At 69.3% G+C, this 17388-nt stretch carries 17 protein-coding genes and 1 other RNA gene; 8 read left to right on the top strand and 10 right to left on the bottom strand.

Going from position 1 to position 17388, the window contains the following annotated elements:
- The first annotated feature begins 53 nt into the window (after positions 1 to 53).
- On the top strand, positions 54 to 635 hold the full coding sequence (locus tag ACFYRU_RS37855) for a histone H1-like repetitive region-containing protein (RefSeq protein WP_387668324.1): 582 nt from the start codon (positions 54 to 56) through the stop codon (positions 633 to 635).
- Positions 636 to 691: 56 nt separating this feature from the next.
- Here the strand turns inward: ACFYRU_RS37855 and ACFYRU_RS37860 are convergent, their stop codons facing one another.
- Positions 692 to 880, bottom strand: a complete 189-nt coding sequence (locus ACFYRU_RS37860; RefSeq protein WP_387668326.1) for a hypothetical protein — start codon at positions 878 to 880, stop codon at positions 692 to 694.
- Positions 881 to 933: 53 nt separating this feature from the next.
- Here ACFYRU_RS37860 and map point away from each other — a divergent pair, with 53 nt between their 5' ends.
- The gene (gene map, locus ACFYRU_RS37865; protein ID WP_387668329.1) at positions 934 to 1782 is read left to right on the top strand and encodes a type I methionyl aminopeptidase; all 849 of its coding nucleotides are present in this window, start codon (positions 934 to 936) and stop codon (positions 1780 to 1782) included.
- A gap of 18 nt (positions 1783 to 1800) precedes the next feature.
- Here map and ACFYRU_RS37870 read toward each other — a convergent pair whose 3' ends face one another.
- Entirely contained in the window at positions 1801 to 3279 is a 1479-nt protein-coding gene (locus ACFYRU_RS37870) for a S10 family peptidase (protein WP_387668332.1), read from the bottom strand.
- Positions 3280 to 3323: 44 nt separating this feature from the next.
- Between ACFYRU_RS37870 and ACFYRU_RS37875 the strand changes: the two genes are divergently transcribed.
- Both ACFYRU_RS37875 and rnpB read left to right on the top strand, forming a co-directional pair.
- Positions 3324 to 3692 (top strand): DUF952 domain-containing protein, encoded by a 369-nt coding sequence (locus tag ACFYRU_RS37875; protein ID WP_387668334.1) that lies wholly within the window; start codon positions 3324 to 3326, stop codon positions 3690 to 3692.
- A gap of 10 nt (positions 3693 to 3702) precedes the next feature.
- An RNA gene (rnpB, locus tag ACFYRU_RS37880) (RNase P RNA component class A) lies at positions 3703 to 4108 on the top strand.
- A gap of 22 nt (positions 4109 to 4130) precedes the next feature.
- Here the strand turns inward: rnpB and ACFYRU_RS37885 are convergent.
- A complete protein-coding gene (locus tag ACFYRU_RS37885) occupies positions 4131 to 4859 on the bottom strand; it encodes a DUF899 domain-containing protein (RefSeq protein WP_387668335.1) in 729 nt (242 codons plus the stop codon).
- 119 nt (positions 4860 to 4978) lie between these two features.
- Here ACFYRU_RS37885 and ACFYRU_RS37890 point away from each other — a divergent pair, with 119 nt between their 5' ends.
- Complete coding sequence (locus ACFYRU_RS37890; RefSeq protein ID WP_387668338.1) at positions 4979 to 6124, top strand: hypothetical protein; 1146 nt, start codon at positions 4979 to 4981, stop codon at positions 6122 to 6124.
- On the opposite strand, the gene ACFYRU_RS37895 is transcribed toward ACFYRU_RS37890, so the two are convergent.
- Positions 6121 to 6606: a GNAT family N-acetyltransferase gene (locus ACFYRU_RS37895; RefSeq protein ID WP_387668340.1), complete on the bottom strand. Its 486-nt coding sequence runs from the start codon at positions 6604 to 6606 to the stop codon at positions 6121 to 6123. The genes ACFYRU_RS37890 and ACFYRU_RS37895 overlap by 4 nt on opposite strands.
- A 52-nt stretch (positions 6607 to 6658) precedes the next feature.
- On the opposite strand from ACFYRU_RS37895, the gene ACFYRU_RS37900 reads away from it, so the two are divergent.
- Complete coding sequence (locus ACFYRU_RS37900) at positions 6659 to 7213, top strand: TetR/AcrR family transcriptional regulator (RefSeq protein WP_387668341.1); 555 nt, start codon at positions 6659 to 6661, stop codon at positions 7211 to 7213.
- Here ACFYRU_RS37900 and ACFYRU_RS37905 read toward each other — a convergent pair.
- The 5 genes from ACFYRU_RS37905 to ACFYRU_RS37925 all read right to left on the bottom strand — a co-directional run bounded on the left by ACFYRU_RS37905 (position 7202) and on the right by ACFYRU_RS37925 (position 13227).
- On the bottom strand, positions 7202 to 8635 hold the full coding sequence (locus ACFYRU_RS37905) for an RNB domain-containing ribonuclease (RefSeq protein WP_387668343.1): 1434 nt from the start codon (positions 8633 to 8635) through the stop codon (positions 7202 to 7204). The two genes, ACFYRU_RS37900 and ACFYRU_RS37905, sit on opposite strands and share 12 nt — an antisense overlap.
- Positions 8636 to 8639: 4 nt before the next feature.
- Positions 8640 to 9767 carry a bifunctional RNase H/acid phosphatase gene (locus ACFYRU_RS37910; protein ID WP_387668346.1) on the bottom strand — a complete coding sequence of 376 codons (1128 nt, stop codon included), beginning with the start codon at positions 9765 to 9767 and terminating at the stop codon, positions 8640 to 8642.
- Positions 9764 to 10372 (bottom strand): zinc ribbon domain-containing protein, encoded by a 609-nt coding sequence (locus tag ACFYRU_RS37915; protein WP_387668348.1) that lies wholly within the window; start codon positions 10370 to 10372, stop codon positions 9764 to 9766. The genes ACFYRU_RS37910 and ACFYRU_RS37915 overlap by 4 nt, the downstream gene beginning before the upstream one ends.
- Before the next feature lie 165 nt (positions 10373 to 10537).
- The gene (locus ACFYRU_RS37920) at positions 10538 to 11362 is read right to left on the bottom strand and encodes a Nif3-like dinuclear metal center hexameric protein (RefSeq protein ID WP_387668351.1); all 825 of its coding nucleotides are present in this window, start codon (positions 11360 to 11362) and stop codon (positions 10538 to 10540) included.
- Between the two features lie 218 nt (positions 11363 to 11580).
- On the bottom strand, positions 11581 to 13227 hold the full coding sequence (locus ACFYRU_RS37925) for an alpha-amylase family glycosyl hydrolase (protein ID WP_387668353.1): 1647 nt from the start codon (positions 13225 to 13227) through the stop codon (positions 11581 to 11583).
- 109 nt (positions 13228 to 13336) lie between these two features.
- Here ACFYRU_RS37925 and ACFYRU_RS37930 point away from each other — a divergent pair, with 109 nt between their 5' ends.
- Complete coding sequence (locus ACFYRU_RS37930; protein WP_387668356.1) at positions 13337 to 14542, top strand: ROK family protein; 1206 nt, start codon at positions 13337 to 13339, stop codon at positions 14540 to 14542.
- 99 nt (positions 14543 to 14641) lie between these two features.
- Here ACFYRU_RS37930 and nagZ read toward each other — a convergent pair whose 3' ends face one another.
- A complete protein-coding gene (nagZ, locus tag ACFYRU_RS37935) occupies positions 14642 to 16120 on the bottom strand; it encodes a beta-N-acetylhexosaminidase (RefSeq protein ID WP_387668359.1) in 1479 nt (492 codons plus the stop codon).
- 225 nt (positions 16121 to 16345) lie between these two features.
- On the opposite strand from nagZ, the gene ACFYRU_RS37940 reads away from it, so the two are divergent.
- On the top strand, positions 16346 to 17308 hold the full coding sequence (locus ACFYRU_RS37940) for an ROK family protein (RefSeq protein WP_387668361.1): 963 nt from the start codon (positions 16346 to 16348) through the stop codon (positions 17306 to 17308).
- Positions 17309 to 17388 lie beyond the last annotated feature (80 nt).

Consider the following 17388-nt stretch of genomic DNA (forward strand, 5'->3'; position numbering starts at 1 on the left):
CAGGACGACGAGGAATCCACCGTGGTTTTCCTCAGCCGCACCAAGGAGGCAGAGTGCCAGCCAAGAAGGCAGCCGCAGGGAAGGCGACAGCCAAAAAGGCTTCTCCCGCCAAGAAGACTGTCGCGAAGAAGGCCAGCGCCGCGAAGACGACAACCGCGCGCAAGGTCAGCGCAGCAAAGAAGACAGCGACGAAGAAGGTGAGTGCGGCCAAGAAGACCGCGGCCACGAAGACGGTGGCGAAGAAGGCGCCGGCCAAGAAGGTCGTGGCCCGCAAGACCACCGCGAAGAAGGCCGTTGCGAAGAAGGCCCCGGCGAAGAAGGTGACCGCCAAGAAGACGGTCGCGAAGAAGACGACGGCCGCGAAGCGGACGACCGCCGCCAAGAAGGCCCCGGCCAAGAAGGCTCCGGCCCGCAAGACCGTGGCGAAGAAGGCGCCGGCGAAGCGGGCTCCGGCCAAGAAGGTCGCCGCCAAGAAGGCCCCGGCGAAGAAGACGGTCGTGAAGAAGGCGCCGGCGAAGCGCGTTGCCGCGAAGAAGGCGCCCGCGCGGACGGCCGCCAAGAAGACCGCGGTGAAGCGGACCGCTGCGAAGAAGGCTCCGGCGCGTAAGGCGCCGGCCCGCAAGGCCGCTCGCTGACGCAACACAACCGAGGGGCACCACCGCACTGCGCGGTGGTGCCCCTCGGCACGTTGTCAGTCGTCTTCCCAGTTCGGGTCGTTGTCCCAGTTCTCGTTGCGTTCCTGGACCTTCTCCAGCGCGCGGGCAGCCTCCTCCGGCGAGCTGTACGGACCGAGCCGGTCGCCCGACTTCGCACCCTGGTACGGCTCGACCTTGCCGGTCTTGGTGTTGTAGTACCACTCGTTGCTGTGATCGTCGCTCATCTGGATGACCACCTCCCGGGGTCTTTGTCGCGGCTCTCTAGAATGATCTCACCATGTCTGTCCTTACTTCTGGCGTCATTTCGCCGCGCCGCGACGTACCCGCGTCCATCACCCGTCCGGAATACGTCGGCAAGGCGGCGCCGACGCCGTTCGACGGTTCGTACGTGACGTCGCCGGAGTTGGTCGACAAGATGCGCGTCGCGAGCAAACTGGCCGCGCAGGCGTTGCAGGCGGTCGGTGCCGCGGCGAAGCCCGACGTGACGACGGACGAACTGGACGCGGTCGGGCACCAGTACCTGATCGACCGTGGTGCGTACCCGTCGACGCTCGGCTATCGCGGATACCCGAAGTCGTTGTGCACTTCGGTCAACGAGGTGATCTGCCACGGCATCCCCGACGACCGGCCGCTCGAGGACGGCGACATCGTCAACGTCGACATCACCGCGTACCTCGACGGTGTGCACGGCGACACCAACGCGACATTCCTCGTCGGTGACGTCGACGAGGAGAGCCGGCTGCTGGTCGAACGGACGCAGGAGGCGCTGAACCGCGGCATCAAGGCGGTCCGGCCCGGGCGGCGGGTGAGCATCATCGGGAGGGTGATCGAGTCGTACGCGAAGCGGTTCGGGTACGGCGTGGTGCGTGACTTCACCGGTCACGGCATCTCGACGTCGTTCCACTCCGGGCTGATCATCCCGCACTACGACGACGAGCGTTTCGACGACGTGATCGAGCCGGGCATGACGTTCACGATCGAGCCGATGCTCACGTTGGGCACGTACGACTACGACCTGTGGGAAGACGGCTGGACCGCCACCACAAAGGACAAGTCCCGCACCGCCCAGTTCGAACACACCTTGGTCGTCACCGACACCGCCGCCGAAGTACTAACCCTCCCGTGACAATCACCCAGTACGCCGTCAGCGGTTGGAGGCGGACTGGATGAAGGTGGCCAGGTCGGTGGATTGTTGGATTCGGGATTGTTCGTGGATGTACATCATGTGGCCGGCTGGGTAGTACTTGGTTTCGATGTTGGTTGTGAGTTCGGCGGGGATCTGTAGGCGGGCCAGGGTGTGTTCGGTGGCGAAGTACGGGGTGGCGCCGTCGTAGTGGCCGGAGGCTACGTAGACCTTCAGGTGCGGGTTGACGCGCATCGCCTCGGCGAGCTTTTCCGCGACCGTGATCTGCTGGCCCTCGAACTCCTTGAACGACCAGTTCTTCGCGGCGTCCATGTTGAGGATCTCGTACGGTACGTCGTTCTCGTAGCCGAGCTCGACCCGCACGTAGTGGTTCAGCGCGGCCGAGTACGGACCGGTGATCGCGTTCATCGACGGGTCGCGGTCCTGCCGTTCGCCACCGGAATCCGGATCCCAGCCGGCGAAGCGCCCGTCCAGGCGGCCGACGATCAGGCGCCGTGCGCGCAACAGTTCGGCGTAGAAGCGGCCGTGTTCGATCCGCAGGTTCACCCGGTCGATGTAGTCCTCGCTCAACCCGGTCAGCGCAGCCAGCCGGGTGACCACCTCGGCCCGGTAGTCCGCCGGAATCCTGTTGCCCTGGGCAAGCGCATTCGGGTACCGCCCGGCCGCGAACCGTTCGGCGTCGGCGAGCAGTTCGTCGAGCTCCCGGTCCGGGACGAGCCCGTGGTAGTGCGCGATCGCCGCGTACGTCGGCAGGAACAGCGTGTACGGCAGGTCGTTGCCCGGCGTGAAGTCCAGCGTCCCGAACTCCAGCACCACCGAGATCAGCATCACGCCGTTCAGGTACATCCCGTACCGCTCCTGCAGATGCGCCGCGAGCCCGGCCGCGCGGGTCGTACCGTACGACTCCCCCGCGAGGAACTTCGGCGACATCCATCGCCCGTTGCGCGACGTCCACAGCCGGATCACCTCGCCGACCGACTCCAGGTCGCGGGTGAACCCGTGGTAGTCGGCCGGCTTCTCCCCCTCCGCGGCGCGCGAGAACCCGGTCGACACCGGGTCGATGAACACGACGTCGCTGTACTTCAGCAGCGTCTCCGCGTTGTCGACCAGCTCGTACGGCGGCGGCGCGAGCGCACCGGCGTCACCCGACACCACGCGGCGCGGCCCGAGCAGCCCGAGGTGCAGCCAGATGCTCGACGAACCCGGCCCGCCGTTGAACGCGAACGTCACCGGCCGGTCCTTCGCGCCAGAGCCATCAGGGTCGTCCAGCGTGTACGCCGTCAGGAACACCTCGGCCTTGGGCTTCAGCCCGTCGAACTTGCCGTCGGTGTACACCTCCTCGCGGAGCACGATCCGCCCGGTCGTCGCGGTGTACCGCAACTCCTGCCCGTCGACGGTCATCGCGTGCTGCGTCGCGACCAGGTCGTCGGCCGGTTCCGCGCGCTTGGTCTCGGTGTCCGTCTGCTCCTCGTTCGCCATGTCGAGCACCTTAATCCACGCCCGGAACCACTAGCGTTGCCTTTATGGCGACGATTTTCCACATCGCGTTCCCGGACCAGTGGGAGGCGGCGGTCGAGGCCGGGTGCTACCGGTGGTCGACGCGCGGCAAGAGCCTCGACGACGGCGCGACCTTCATCCACGCCTCGCGCTCCGAACAGGTCGCGATGGTCGCGAACTTCGCGTACGACGACGTGGACGGGCCGCTGTTCCTGCTGGTGATCGACACCACCCGGCTGGTGTCCGCGCTCTGCGACGAGGACCTGGACGGTACGGGGATGAGTTTCCCGCACATCTACGGGCCGTTGAACCTGGACGCCGTGGTCGACGTACGGCCGTACCACCGCGGACCGGACGGCCTGTGGCCGGAGGTCTCCGCGGAGGCCGTATCCTGACGGTACGGAACGGGTCGGTCGGGCGATCGCGTCGTCCTGGTACTCGTGACCAGGGCGCCGAGGAAAGTCCGGACTCCACAGGGCAGCGTGGTGGGTAACGCCCACCCGGGGCAACCCGCGGGACAGTGCCACAGAGAACAGACCGCCAGCGGCTCCGGTGAACCCCGTGGTTCACAGGAGTGCGGGTGAGGGTGAAACGGTGGTGTAAGAGACCACCAGCTCCGCAGGTGACTGCGGAGGCTAGGTAAACCCCACGTGGAGCAAGGCCAAGAAGGGCGGTGGGAGACCACCGTCCGCGCGAGCGTTCGAGGGCGGCCCGCCCGAGCTCGCGGGTAGGCCGCTGGAGGTGCCCGGCAACGGTCACCGTAGATGGATGATCGCCACCACAGAATCCGGCTTACAGACCGGCCCGTTCCCTTCACCCTCGAACGCCTGTGCTCAGTGGCAGTGCTCGGTTGGTGGTACGGAGCGGCCCTCCGGCTTCTCCCAGGGTTCTTGGCGGCCGAGGGCCGTCATGTCGAGCGCGTTGGTGGAGAACGTCATGGCGTCCGGGCCGCGGCCGTACGTGGAGTACGTGTGGTAGACCCGCTCGTCGACGCGGAGGAAGCAGCTCAGACCGTGGAGGTCGAAGGGCTGGTCCTGCTGGATGAAGCCGGCGTCGGGCCGGTTGTCCCACTCGGCCTTCGAGCGGTAGTTGTACTCGAACGGTACGACGGACTCGTCCAGCGTCACGTGGTAGTCGTAGTTGAAGTCCGTCCCGGCCGACGAGTACCACGGATGCTGCCAACCCCGCTCGGCCTTGTACGCGGCGAGTTTCTCGTACGGTCCGCGGGAGATCAGCACGAACGTGGTGTCGGTCTCGTTCAGCGCACGCTGCGATCCGATGTCGTCGACGAACCCGGTGCAGCTCGGGCAGGCCGCGTCCCATTCCGGCGGGTACATGATGTGGTACACGACCAGCTGGTGCCGCCCTTCGAACAGGTCCGCCAACCCAACCGGACCGTCCGCTCCGGTCAAGGCGTACGGCTTGTCGACCAGCACCATCGGCAGCTCCCGCCGTCGCGTGTTCAACGCGTCCCGCTGCTTCGTGAACTCCTTCTCCGCCGCGAGCAGCTCCCGCCGCGCCACCAGCCACTCGTCACGCCCAACCACATCCGGCAAACTCATTCCCATTCCTCCTTGAACCCAACAGAACACCGGGTACGTCGGAGCCGCCGGTCTCAGTTCGACATCGACCGCAGGAGTTTCTCCCCCGGCCGACCCAGCCGGAGTGAGAAGGTTGGGACATGCGGAGGCGGGTGCGTACTGGGGTCGTGATCCTGCTGCTGATCGTGCTGCTGGGTGGGGCCGGGTACGTCGGCTGGGTGCTCGTGCAGCGATCCGAGCCGGTGTCGCTCCCGGAGACGACCGGTGACTTCCAGGTCGGGCGGCGCACGTTCGAGTGGACGGACACGCCGCGCCGCGATCCGTACGCGGACGGTCCGCGCCGGCTCGCCGTCTGGCTCTGGTACCCGGTCGCCAAGACCACCACCGGCCAGCACGTCCAGTACGCACCGGACGACTGGAACGGCCTGCACCTGAAGGCCCCGATCTCGATCTTCCAGGGCCCCTTCGACACGCTGCAGGACCGGGCCCTCGACCGGGTCGCGATCGCGCCGGGCAAGTTCCCCGTCGTCGTGCTGATGCCGGGCATGGGCCTGTCCGCTCCGATGTACGCCGCGCTCGCCGAGGACCTGGCCAGTCACGGATACCTGGTCGCCGGTGTCACCCCGACGTACAGCGCGAACCTCACCGTGCTCGGCGGTCAGGTCGTGGCCAGCAAGCCCGAGGCGAACCCGTCGAACCTCGGCGACAGCAGCGAGAGCTCGCAGCAGGTCGGCGATCATCTCGTCGGTATCTGGGCGGCCGACGCACGGTTCGCGGCCGGCATGGTCGCGAAGGAGCTGCCGAACTCGGTCGAGTCCGCTGTCGGTCCGGCGTACGTCGGCCACTCGTTCGGCGGCGCCGCCGCGCTGGAGGCCTGCCGCCTGGACGCACGGTGCGCGGCCGCCGTCGACCTGGACGGCAGCCAGTTCGGCGACGTGGTGAGGAAGGGCGTGAAGGCGCCGATGATGCTGCTCGGCGCCGACAACTCCTGTATCACCAGCGTCTGCGGCCCGGACGCCAAGAACGACACCGACCGCGACCGCGCCTTGTCGTTGCTCAAGGCAAGTACCGGTACGTCGTGGTGCGCCACGATCCCCGGCACCCGCCACTTCAACTTCACCGACTACGGCGTGTACTACCTCGCCTATCCGCTGCGGAAGTTCCTGCCGCTCGGCAGCGTCGGCCCACGCCACGCGCTGACGGTCACCAGCGGCTACCTCAACACCTTCCTGTCGCACGTGATCTACAAGACCGCAGCCCCCGGCGCACCGGTCTGCAAACGCTAGAGGTCGAGCTCGTACGTCTGCCCGGTCAGCCGGTCGCCCCACATCTCGTGCACTTCGGAACCCGTCAGCCGGAACCCGCGCGACAGGTAGATGTGCCGGGCCGCGACGAGCGGATCGTTCGTCCACAGCACCATCCGCTTGTACCCGACCGACCGCGCGAACTCCAGACACGTGTCGACCAGTTCCGCGCCGAGCTTCAACCCACGTGCCGCCGGCGTCACGAGCAGCAGCCGTAGCTGCGCCGTCGTCTCGTCCGGCCCCTGGACGCAGAAGATGCTCCCGGCCCGTTCCCCGTCGACCTCGGCGATCCACGCGGCCTCGCGCTCGTCGTCGTGGTCGGTCGCGTACTGCGCCACGATCTGCGCGATCAGCGTTTCGTACGCCACGGCCCAGCCGTACTCCTGCGCATAGATCTCCGCGTGCGCCTGCACCACCCAGCCGAGGTCTCCGGGCTGCCCCAGCTTCCTGATCAGTTTCGTCATCAACCCTACCCGATCTACTGACACGACTGTTTCAGTGAGCAATACTAGACCCGTGCCGACCACAACGGAAGCTCCATCCGCGCGACAGCAAGAACTGCTGGAGCGCGCGTACTCCTACTCGCTCACCCACGGGCTGGCCGACCTGTCGCTGCGCCCGCTGGCGAGCGCGATCGGCTCGAGCCCGCGCGTGCTGCTGTTCCTGTTCGGCAGCAAGGACGGCCTGATCCGGGCCCTGCTCGCCCGCGGACGCGCCGACCAGCTCGAGCTGCTCCGCGAGACCGAGCAGCGCTACGCCGCCCCGCCCGGCCTGACCGTGATCGCCCGGGAGCTGTGGACCTGGCTGGCCGCGCCGGAACGCCGGCCGCTGATGACGTTCTGGGTCGAGGCGTACGGCCGCTCGCTGGTGGCGCCCGAGGGCCCGTGGGCGGACTTCGCCCGCTCGACAGTGGACGACTGGCTCGAACTGCTGAAGGCGAGCGAACCCGGGCAGACCGAGGCCCGCCGCACGGCCGTACTGGCGATGCTGCGTGGCGCGCTGATCGACCTGCTGGCGACGGGCGACCTGGAGCGGACTACCGCTGCGGTCGAGGACTACCTAGCCGATTAGCTCGAACGCCACAGTGCGCTTGGCGATGTCGGCCTCGACGAGCTTGACGCGGACCTGCTGACCGAGCGGCAGGTCCGTACCGGTGACGCGGCCCTCGATCGCGAGCGTGGTGAGCGCGACGACGCCGCGGCTTTTCTCCTTCTCGTCGACATCGGTGATCACGCCGTCGAAGGCGGCGCCGACCTGGTCCGCGACCAGCCCGGCCTCGACCATGCTGACGATCGACCGCTCGTACGCGTGCGCGCGCCGGTCCGCGTCGTCCATGATCTTCGGGATCTCGTCCATCGACTCGCGCACCCACGCGGGTACTTCGACGCCGGCCGACAGCGCGACGCAGATCTCCCCGGCCCAGCGGTCGACGAGGCGCCGCAGCGGCGCGGTGACGTGCGCGTACTCCGCCTTCATCGCGGCGTGCTGCGGCTTGTCCGGAACCGTGCCGTCGAAGGCGGTGTAGCCGGCGCCGCGGAACAGTACGGTGCAGGCCGCCAGCATCGCCGCGTGCGCGGGCACCTTCGGGTCGAGGCCGTGGATGAACTCGGCGTACGACAGCTCGGCCGGCCAGTCGATCCGGAGCGCCTTCGCGGTGTTGCCGAGCTTGCGGCGCAGGTCGTCGTGCGACTCGGGCAGCGTCCGCAGGATGCCGATCCGGCCCTTCATCATCAGCTGCGCGGCGGCCATCCCGGTGAGCAGCGAGATCTGCGCGTTCCAGCCCTCGACCGGTAGCGGTGCGCGGAACTCGAGTCCCCAGCCGCCGTCGGAGGTGACGACCTCCTGGTCCGGGATCGGCAGATTCACGCCGCCGCGTTCGAGTTCGCGCTGCTCGCGGAGCTTCCCGACCTCGCGGAGCAGCTGCAGCGACTCGGATGCCGTACCGGCATCAAGGTCCTTCTGTACGCCGGCGTAGTTGAGCTTGGCGCGCGACTTGACCAAGGCGCGTTGGCAGGTGACGCCTGTGATCTCGCCGGTCGCGTCGAGCGTGACCGTCCACAGCAGCGCGGGACGGACCTGGTCGGGCAGCAGCGAGGCGGCTCCCTCGGAGAGCTCCGGCGGGTGCAGCGGGGTCCGCTTGTCCGGCGCGTACAACGTCTCGCCGCGGCGGCGCGCCTCGGTGTCGATCGGGTCGCCGTCCTGGACGTACGCGGCCACGTCGGCGATCGCGTAGTAGACCGTGAACCCGCTGTTGCTGCGCTCGATGTGCAACGCCTGGTCGAGGTCCATCGAGTCCGGCGGGTCGATCGTGACGAACTCCAGGTCGGTCCGATCGAGGTCCGGCAGCCGTACGTTCCGGGCGGCCTGCAGCGCGGCAGCGGTCACCTCGGCCGGGAACTCCGCCGGTACTTCCTGCTCCCGGCGGATGTCCTGCAACGACGCCCGGAAGACCTCCGGCACACCCTCAGCGAAACGAACCCTCTGCAGCGGCATGGGGTCAGACTAGCTGCGGCACCACGTTGAAGGAGCGTAAGGACGCCAGGCCGTCGGCGTGCCAGTGGGCTTCGGTGATGGTGGCGGGGCGGAGTTCCATCCGGAAGATGGAGGGCATCGGGGCCTGGAGCACCGATCGGACCATCAGCTTGATCGGGGTGACGTGGGTGACCACGACAACCGTCTTGCCGGGGTGACGCGCCAGCAGACCGTCCCGGGCGGCGCGGGCTCGGCGGGCGCACGCGTCGAACGACTCACCGCCGGGCGGCGCCACCGTCGTCGATTCCATCCAGGCGTTCAGCGCGTCCGGCCACTTCTCCTGGACCTCGGCGAACGTGTGCCCGTCCCAGTCACCGAACGCGCACTCGACCCAGCCCTCGTCGACCACGGCATCCAAACCGAGCTTCTCGGCGACCACGGCCGCCGTCTCCCGGGTCCGCCGCATCGGGGACGTCACGATCGCGTCGACCCCACCGAGCCGAGCGATGTACTCCGCCGCCGCGGCCGCCTGCGCCCGGCCGGTCTCGCTCAACGACGGGTCGTCGCCGCCGGAACCGGAGAACCGCTTCTCCGCGGTGTGCGGCGTCTCGCCGTGCCGCAGGAAGATCAGCTGGGTCGGGGGCTCGGCCTGCGCACCCCAACCACGCATCGCCTTCTGCTGATCGCTCGGCGGCGCGACCGGCTGCGCCGCAGGCACCTGCGCATCGGCCGGCTGCAGCGGGATCGGTACGCCGTCGAGAGCGTTGTTCGCGAGCGCGTCCGCCGCCGCGTTCTGCGCGCGCGGCACCCACGTCCACTCGGTCCCGAACGGTGCGAGGCCCTGCGCCTTGATCGCGAGCGGCTGCAGGTCCGGGTGCTTGATCTTCCATCGCCCGGCCATCTGCTCGATGACCAGCTTGGAGTCCATCCGTACCTCGATCGACGCGTCCGGCGCGTACTCCGCGGCGAGCTCCAGGCCCGCGATCAGCCCGGAGTACTCCGCGACGTTGTTCGTCGCGATCCCGATCGTCTTACCCTGCTGGACGATGACCTTGCCGGACACCGGATCCCGCACGAGCGCCCCGTACGACGCCGGCCCCGGGTTCCCCCGCGATCCACCGTCAGCCTCGACGATGACGTGGTTGTAGCTCATACCGCGCTGTCCGCCGTCCTCACCAGGATGCGGCCGCACTCTTCGCAGCGCAGTACGGCGTCAGGTGCCGCGGCCTTGATCGCGTTCAGGTCGGACGGCGCGAGCTCCATCCGGCAACCCATGCAGCGCTTGCCCACCAGCGGCGCGGCACCGATGCCGCCGTTGTGCTCACGGAGGCGCTGGTACTGCGCGATCAGCCCCTCGGGCAGCTCCGCCGCGACGACCGCACGCTTGTCGGCCACCCCGGCGCGCTGCTCGTCCAGTTCCTTGATCGCGGCGTCGCGGGACGTCTCCAGCTCGGTCTGCCGGCCGGCGAACGCCTCCGCGCGCGAGCGCAGGTCGGTCTGTACGACCTCGGCGGCCTCGAGCTTCTCCATCACCTCGAGCTCGGCGTCCTCCAGGTCGGAGATCCGCCGGTCCAGCGAACCGATCTCGTGCTGCAGGTTCTCCAGGTCGCGCGGCGACGTGACCTGACCGGAGTCCAGCCGCTGCTGGTTCCGGGCCCGGCGCTGCCGGACCTGCTCGACATCGGTGTCGGCCTTCTTCTGCTCGCGCTGCAGATCGCTGACCTCGGTGTCCGCGGTGACCAGCTCGCGGTCGACCACGGACTTCTCGGCGGCCAGCTCCTTCAGCGCCTGGTGCTCCGGCAGCGACGCGCGCTTGTGCGCGACCTGATCAAGCTGCAGGTCGAGATCCTGCAGGTCCAGCAGCCGGCGTTGGACGGCGGGCTCGGCGTTCAGAGTCGGCTCCTTAGATCGTTGGCGGCGTACTCAGATCCGCAGCGTCCATGCGTCCGTGCAGAGTGTTGAGATGTGAGTGTCCACGGTACTGCCTCGGGTCGCGAGACCTTCGAGCAGGAGGCGCTCCGCGTCCGCGAGCCACGGCCACTCGCTGGCCCAGTGCGCGACGTCGACGAGCGCGGGGTCACCGTACGCCTGCGCCTCGGTCGCCGGGTGGTGCCGCAGGTCCGCGGTCAGGTACGCGTCGACGCCGGCCTCGCGGACCCGGGCGAACTCCGAGTCGCCCGCTCCCCCGACCACCGCGACGGTCCCGATCATCCGGTCCAGGTCACCGGCGACGCGCACGCCGTGCCCGGTCCGCGGCAGCCTCTCCGCAACCAACCGCGCGAACTCCCTGAGCGGCAACGGCTCCTCGAGCACGCCGACCCGCCCACCACCCAGCCCGCTCGGAAGCTGATGCTCGGCCGGCATTGCCTTCAGCGGGTGGGTGTCGCGCAGGCCGATCGCGGCGGCGAGTGCGTCGCTCACACCGGGGTTCGCGTTGTCGGCGTTCGTGTGACACACATGTAAAGCGACACCGGCACGAATCAGGTCGGTGATCACCCGGCCCTTGGGTGTCGTCGCGGCGACGCTGTTCACTCCGCGCAGCAACAGCGGGTGGTGCGTGACGAGCAGGTCGAAACCGCCGTCGATCGCCTCGTCGACCACGGCCCGCATCGGATCGACGGCGAACAGCACCCGCCGTACCTCTTGATCGGGATCGCCGGTGACCAGGCCGACCGCGTCCCAGTCCTCCGCCCAGGCAGGGTCGTACAGCCGATCAAGTACCGCGAGTACATCCCCAAGCGTCGTCACGACGTTTATCTTGACAGTTGTCGTTGCTGCATGGATCGCGACGGGGGCAACCGCCCGGTGCCCCCGCCACGACCATGTCCGCCGGTACCGGTGACGGCGTGCTGGTGCGGCCGCCCCGCCGCATCCACCACAACACCCGCACCGGCGGGTACGCCCCGGTCACACAGGGGGAGGACCGTCTCGGGACGGTCGACCGGGGCGCGTTCTGGGGGCCTGGCTCAGATCAGCCAGGCCGTCGTGTCGCTCGGCAGCTTGTCGCCGTCGAGCGGACCGCTGGACAGGACCACGGCGGCGTCGGGCAGTTCGATCGGGGCCGCGCCGAAGTTCGTCACCGACTGCCAGCCGCCGGAGCGGACGAAGTGCAGTACGTCGTCGGCGCCGTCGATCCAGGTCAGCGCACTGCCGGTGCGCAGCCCACGCCGGACCGCGAGGGCCTTGCGGTACAGGCTCAGCGTCGACTCGACGTCGTCCTGCTGCGCCTCGACCGAGTACGCCCCGAACCACTTCGGCTGCAGCAGGTGCGAGCCGCCGGAGCCGAACCCGAACGACAGGCCGTTGACCGTCCACGGGATCGGGACGCGGCAACCGTCGCGGCCCTTCTCGGCACCCTTCGACCGGAAGTACGCCGGGTCCTGCAGGTTCGCGGCCGGCAGTTCGCCGACCTCCTGCAGACCGAGCTCCTCGCCCTGGTACAGGTACGCCGATCCGGGCAGCGCGAGCATCAGCAGCGTCGCGGCGCGGGCCCGGCGCAGGCCGAGCGCGACGTCGACGGTCGGCTCGGTGCCGTTGCTGAGCAGCCAGTCCTTACCGTCCTGCCACCCGCCCTTGGGGTTCTTCGGCAGGCCGTACCGGGTGGCGTGCCGGACCACGTCGTGGTTCGAGAACACCCACGTCGACGACGACCCGTTCTGCTCGGCGAACTCGAGGTTCGCCTCGATCACCTTGCGGAACTTCTCGTACTCGAAGTCGGCCTGCAGCAGGTCGAAGTTGAACGCCTGCCCGAGCCCGTCGGCGCTCGCGTACCGGTGCCGGCGGGCCGCCGGTACGAACGCCTCGGCGACCGCGGACCGCGGCGGGTCGTACGTGTTCAACAGCTTGCGCCAGTCCTGGTAGATCTCGTGCACGCCGTCCTGGTCCCAGAGCGGGTGCTTGCCGTACGACTCGGACTGCCGGGGCAGCGTGGCCTTCGACGGGAACGGCTCGGACAGGTCCTTCACCAGCGCGTGCGCGACGTCGACGCGGAAGCCGTCCACGCCCCGGTCGGACCAGAACTTCAGCGTCTCCAGGAAGTCCGCGCGGACCTCGGGGTGCTCCCAGTTCAGGTCGGGCTGCTCGGCGGCGAACATGTGCAGGTACCACTGGCCGTCGTCGGTCTGCGCCCACGCCGAACCACCGAAGACCGAGTCCCAGTCCGACGGCGGCTGGTCACCCTTGCCGTCGCGGAAGATGTACCGGTCCCGGGCCGGGTGTCCCTTGGCCGCCTCCAGTGCCTCGACGAACCACTCGTGCCGGTCGGAGGTGTGGTTCGGGACGATGTCGACGATCAGCTTGATGCCCTCGGCGTGCAGCGCCTCGACCAACTGGTCGAAGTCGGACAGGGTGCCGAGCCGCGGGTCGACGTTGCGGTAGTCGTCGACGTCGTAGCCACCGTCGGCCAGCGCGGACGGGTAGAACGGGCTGAGCCAGACCGCGTCGATCCCCAGCGCCACCAGGTACGGGACTCGACTGATGATGCCGGGCAGGTCACCCACGCCGTCGCCGTTGGAGTCGGCGAAGCTGCGCGGGTAGATCTGGTAGACGACGGCCTGCCGCCACCAGTCGGACGGTGTCGTTCGGGTGGCTTGGGTCGTCTGCGGACTCGTCACGATCGCCTCACTCGGAAATCTGCCGGTAACCCGGGGTTTATATATAGGCTCTAAATTTAGAATCTGCATGTATTCTGCGGTGGAACAACGACGAGGTCAAGGGGCTTTCATGGCGAAACCACCGGCTACCCCGCCCACGGCCACGCCGACGATGTTGCGCCGGGTGAACGCGGGCAAGGTACTCGGCGTGCTGACCCGCGCACGGGTGATGACCGGAACGGGCCTCATCGAGGCCACCGGGCTCACCCGCGCCACCGTGCACGCGGTCTGCAACGACCTGATCTCGATGGGCTGGGTGGTCGAGCTCGATCCGGGACGGACGTCGGTGGGGCGGCCGTCGCGGCGGTTCGAGTTCAACAGCCACGCCGGGTACGTGCTCGGCATCGACATCGGCGCGGCCCGGACGACGGTGCTGGTCTCCGACCTGCGCGGCGAGACGGTGGCGAAGGTCGGCCGGTCGATCGCCGGCGTGAAGACGCCCGGCGAGCGGACCGAGCTCGTGCACGAGACGGTGGTCGAGGCACTGGCGTCCGCGGGGGTGTCGGACGCCGAGGTGCTCGCCGCCGGTGTCGGGGTCGCGGCGCCGGTCGACCGGGACGGGAACCTGCTCGTCGACGACGAGTTCTGGCGGCGGTTCGACTCCGGGCTGTCCTCGCGGCTGACCGAACTGCACGGCTGGCCGGTCCTGCTCGAGAACGACGCGAACCTCGCGACGCTCGGCGAGCACTGGCGCGGCGAGGCGCGCAACGTCGACGACCTCGTCGTACTGCTGGCCGGCGAGCGGTTCGGGTCCGGGCTGATGGACTCCGGGCGGCTGCTGCACGGCAGTCGCGGCGGCGCCGGCGAGATGGTGTTCCTGAAGCTGATTGAAGGCGTTGGTGACACCCACGGTATTGCCCGGATCGCGCGCGAGGACGGGACCGCGGCGGTCGCGGACGAGGCGGTGGAGACATCACTGCGGGAACTGGCCACCGACGGTGAAGTGACGGCGGAACAGGTGTTCCGGGCCGCAGCGGACGGCGACAAGGTTGCCCAGGGCATCCTTCACGACATCGCCGACCGGACCGCCCGGGTGATCGCCACCCTCGGCACCCTCTTCAACCCGGAACTGGTCGTCATCGGCGGCGCCGTCGCCCAGGCGGCGGCTGCGCTGCTCCCCGACCTCGAGGAGCAACTCCCCCGCTACACCAGCACCCCGCTCCGCGTCGCGGTGTCATCCCTCGGCGACGCGATCGTCTCAGTAGGCGCCGTCCGCCACGCCCTGAACTACGTCGAACTGCACGCCCTGGACCTGGAACTCACCTGCCGTCCGTGAGGGTGCGGACGCCCAGGCCATCACAATCGCCCGTCGGGGCCCGTGCCCCGCTCAGGCGCGCTCGGCGCGCTGGATTGTGATGGCCTGGCGGTCCGTACCCTAGCGGGTCAGCTCCCGAGCGATCGCTTCCAGGACGATCACGTTGCGGCCGGACGTGGTTGCGGACGGGACGCCTGCGGGCACCAGCGCCTGGTCTTCGGGGATGCCAGTGCAGAGTACGAAGACGTTGTCCGGGTGACCTTCCACCAGGTGGTTCAGGGCGGCGCGCATCCACGGCGTACGTCCGGCGTCTTGGACGGCGATCACCAGCGGGCGGCCTTGCGCTGCCTTCGCCGCCTGGGCGATCGCGTCGTTCTGCGGTTCGCCGTTGGCGGTGAGGTGGTGCTCGCCGCGCAGTACGACGCCGTCCGCCTGCGGCGCCACCCGCGTGAAGATCTCCGGAAGCCCTGAGAAATAAGGGTTCCACGCGGGGTGCAGGCCCTGCGTCAGATCCACGACGTACGGCGCTGCGCCGAGCGCGGGGAACGCCTGCCGGGCCACGACCCGCGCAGCTACCTCGCGGATCGGGGCGCCGTCCAGACCGGCCCGCCGGGAACGCTGCCCGAGCGAGGCGGCGAGCGTACGGACCCGGGCCGCGGCGTCGGCGACCCGCTCGGCCGGGAGGGTTCCGGTCCGTACGGCGTCGACCACACGGGCCGTGAGCGCCTGCGGGTCCGCCGTACCGACCGCGATCATCGCGAGGTCCGCGCCGGCGCCGATCGACGCGACCGCGGCGTCCTCGATCGAGCGGCCCTGGGTGATCGCCTGCATCTCGAGCGCGTCGGTGGTGATGACACCGGTGAAGCCGAGCTCGTCGCGGAGCAGCCCGGTGAGGATCCGGTGCGAGAGCGTCGCCGGCTTGTCGTCGTACGCCGAGAAGATGATGTGCGCGCTCATCACGACGTCGGCGCCCGCGGCGATCGTCGCGCGGAACGGCGCCAGCTCGACGGCCTGTACCTCCTCGATCGAGCGGTCCACCCGCGGCAGGTCGGTGTGCGAGTCGACGGAGACGTCGCCGTGACCCGGGAAGTGCTTCGGGCAGGCGGCGATGCCGGCGTCGTGGACGCCCTCGACGAACGCGACACCGTGCCGCGAGACGACGTCCGCCGTCCGGCCGAACGAGCGGGTCGAGATGATCGGGTTCGCCGGGTTGCTGTTCACGTCGACCGACGGCGCGAGCATCAGGTCGATGCCGAGCGAGGCCAGCGTCGCGGCCGCGTCCCGGGCGGCGGCACGGGTCAGTTCGACGTCGTCCAGGTCGCCGAGCAGCCGCGGGGATGCCAGCGGCCACGGGTTCGCCGGGGCGAGGTGGCTGAACTCGCCGCCCTCGTGGTCGATCGCCACGATCAGATCGGGGCGCTCGGCACGGAGCGCGGCGGTCAGTGCGGCGACCTGCTCGGCGTCGGCGACGTTCCGGGTGAACAGGATGACCGCCCCGAGTCCGCCGGCCACCGCGCGGCGCAGGTCGTCGGGAGCCGTCGTCCCGGTGAAGCCGACGACCAGCGATCCGGCCGCGTCACGATCCAGTTGAGCACTCATCCCCCAACCCTCTCGCAGCCCGGGCCGGCCGCGCCAGCCGGTCACGCAGGGCTGACAAATCTCCGCCTCGACAGGCTCCGAGGGGCATCGTTGTCAAGCGCTCTCACGACCGTTAACGGCCTCCTTCCTGCGGGTTTTCCGTGATTACCAGGAATCACCCCTGTCTGTTCGGGCCGACTACAGATAACGTTGTCTCTCGACCTGACCGCCCTGACCGGGGGGACGATGAGCGACGACACCGTAGACGACACGGGGGACGGCACAGTGGTGGCGCGGGAATCCGTGCTGGGAATCGACATCGGCGGCACCAAGATGGCCGCCGCTCTGGTGTCCGCGGACGGCACGATTCTCACCGGCGACCGGATCCGGACCCCGTCCGGCGGCGCCGACCAGGTGTTCGGCGCGCTCGGTGAGCTGATCGGCCGGATCCGCGGTCAGGCGCCCGAGCTGACGCCGCTCGCCGTCGGGATCGGCTCGGCCGGTCCGCTCGACCAGAAGCACGGTCTGGTGTCCCCGGTGAACATCCCCGGGTGGCGCAACTTCCCGCTCGTCGACCGGGTGCGCGCGCTGACCGGCGACGTACCGGTGGCGCTCGGCATGGACGGACACTGCTTCGCGCTCGGTGAGTTCTGGAGCGGTGCCGGCCGCGGCGCGCACACGCTGCTCGGCATCGTCGTGTCGACCGGCGTCGGCGGCGGCCTGGTGGTCGACGGCAAGCCGCTGGTCGGGCAGTCCGGCAACGCCGCCCACATCGGTCACGTGGTCGTGGACCAGGACGGCGAGGCGTGCGCCTGCGGTTCGTACGGATGCGTCGAGGCGTACGCGAGCGGTCCGCGGATGGTCGCGCGGGCGCAGCGCAGCGGCTGGCGTACGGACGAGGACGTGGACGCCGAAGTACTGGCTGCCGACGCGGCGGCCGGGGACGAGCTCGCGCTGGCAGCGTTCGACGACGGCGCGCAGGCGCTGGCCGCAGGGATCGTGGCGACGGCGGTGACCGTCGACCTGACCACGGTCGTGATCGGCGGCGGGGTCGCGCAGGCCGGACCGGTGCTGTTCGACCCGGTGCAGGCGTGGGTCAAGCGGCTGGCGCAATTGCCGTTCGTGGCGGATCTGACCGTCGTACCCGCTCAGCTGGACAACGCCGGTCTGCTCGGCGCCGCGCACCAGGCCTGGGCCGCGCTCCGCTGATCTTGATCCGCACCAGCTGATTCGCACAGCTCGCGTCGCGCGGTAACCCTTCTCCCGCGCAATTTTGCGCAATTTTTACG

The sequence above is a fragment of the Kribbella sp. NPDC004536 genome (genome assembly GCF_042873835.1).
In the GTDB taxonomy this organism is placed as follows: domain Bacteria; phylum Actinomycetota; class Actinomycetes; order Propionibacteriales; family Kribbellaceae; genus Kribbella.